The sequence below is a fragment of the Blautia ammoniilytica genome, assembly GCF_025566965.1.
GTDB classification, from domain to species: domain Bacteria; phylum Bacillota; class Clostridia; order Lachnospirales; family Lachnospiraceae; genus Blautia_A; species Blautia_A ammoniilytica.
Genome location: NZ_JAOQJL010000007.1, coordinates 130,559 through 132,173 on the forward strand (window position 1 = coordinate 130,559; position 1,615 = coordinate 132,173).

Sequence of the window (1,615 nt, forward strand, 5' to 3'; positions counted from 1 at the left end):
CTGAAATATTTTGCGATGATTTAAGGACATCGCTGATTTCAAGGAGGAATAACACATGAAAAGCACATTTGAAAAAATGGGTGGAACCTACACACTTGGCGCAGACGGAATTTACTATTCGAATCTTGTCAGTACAGATGAAGAACCGCATTATGGGAAATATGGAATGATGCGGAAAACATATCTGAAAGAGCATCGTCCGGCAATGTATTCACTGTATATGCTGGAAGACAGACTGACAGAACATCTGAATACTGTGGACGATGAAGCACAGGAGAGAATGGATATTCTGGTGAGTCAGATGATGGAGAAGCAGGGCATTACGGAAGAATTGAAAGCTCGTGACCAGATGGAATGGGTTAGAGCGGTAAATAATGCCCGGAATGCTGCAGAAGAGATTGTGTTGAAAGAATTAGTGTATATTTAAAGCGTGGAAAGCTCCTTCGGGAGCTTTTCAGTGTTTGTAAGAGTTTATATAAAATGGGCTAAGAAGGTGGTATGATCAAAATAACAGATTAAAATTTATATTAAGAAATGAATTTAAAATTTTTAATTATGAAATAAAACGTAAGATAATTTCAGAGGTGAGAATAATGGATAGAATTGCATTAGTAATCGGTAATTCTGATTATTCAAATGTAGGGAAATTGAATAATCCTAAGAATGATGCTGACGATATTGCTAGTATTTTGAATAAATTAAATTTTGATGTTACAAAAATAATGGATGCAAATTTAATAGATATTCAAAAATCTGTTAATGATTTTTTACAGGCATTAGATGAATATGCTGTAGGGGTATTTTTTTATGCAGGGCATGGTATGCAAATCGACGGTAAAAATTTTATCGTTCCTATTGATTTAAAGTTAAGTGATAAAAGCAAGACAATGGTCTCTTGTTATTGTTTAAATTCGCTGTTAGAAGGTGCATCTTCATATAAGGGAAAAACATTAATATGTATATTGGATGCATGTCGAGATAATCCTTTTGCTATGGGGAGGGGATTTTTAACAGGCTTTGCGCCATTTAATAATCCACCTAAAGGTACTATGATTGCTTATTCTACAAGCGCTGACTGTAGTGCATTTGATGGACAATGTAGTAATGGATTATATACACAAGTTTTAAAAGATGCTATGCTTATTCCAAATTTGAAAATTGAAGAAATGTTTAAATTTGTTAGAAATAAAGTGTCAGAAATATCAATTAGCCAATACGGAGAAGAACAGCTTTCATGGGAATATTCTTCGTTAGTGGGAGACTTTTATTTTTCTGTTACGCCACAACCAGTCAATGAACAGGTTACTGATGAGAAAATATATGAATTCATATGTGCTCGTCGAAAATCTTATGAGAATGCTTCGGATAATATTTATGATATTGAATGTTTGCCATATATAGATGCCTATAATAAATATCATATACCAATTATTAAAATTTTACGTGCATATTCAAGAGTAGATTATTCAAAAAGAGGATTTCAGTTTTCGGATGCTACTATAGATCAGTTAAACAGCAATTATTGCAAATTCTGCTCGAACGGTACGCCTATTCTGAAATCAGCGGTACATTCATTCTGATTTAGCGGTACGCGTTTTCTGCTCAAAACGGTACG

At 33.8% G+C, this 1,615-nt stretch carries 2 protein-coding genes; both read left to right on the forward strand.

Annotated elements, in window-relative coordinates:
- Nucleotides 1–55: 55 nt before the first annotated feature.
- Entirely contained in the window at nucleotides 56–427 is a 372-nt protein-coding gene (locus OCV61_RS05265) for a TnpV protein (RefSeq protein WP_006859001.1), read from the forward strand.
- Nucleotides 428–593: 166 nt separating this feature from the next.
- Complete coding sequence (locus tag OCV61_RS05270; protein ID WP_158420911.1) at nucleotides 594–1,580, forward strand: caspase family protein; 987 nt, start codon at nucleotides 594–596, stop codon at nucleotides 1,578–1,580.
- The last annotated feature ends 35 nt before the right edge of the window (nucleotides 1,581–1,615 follow it).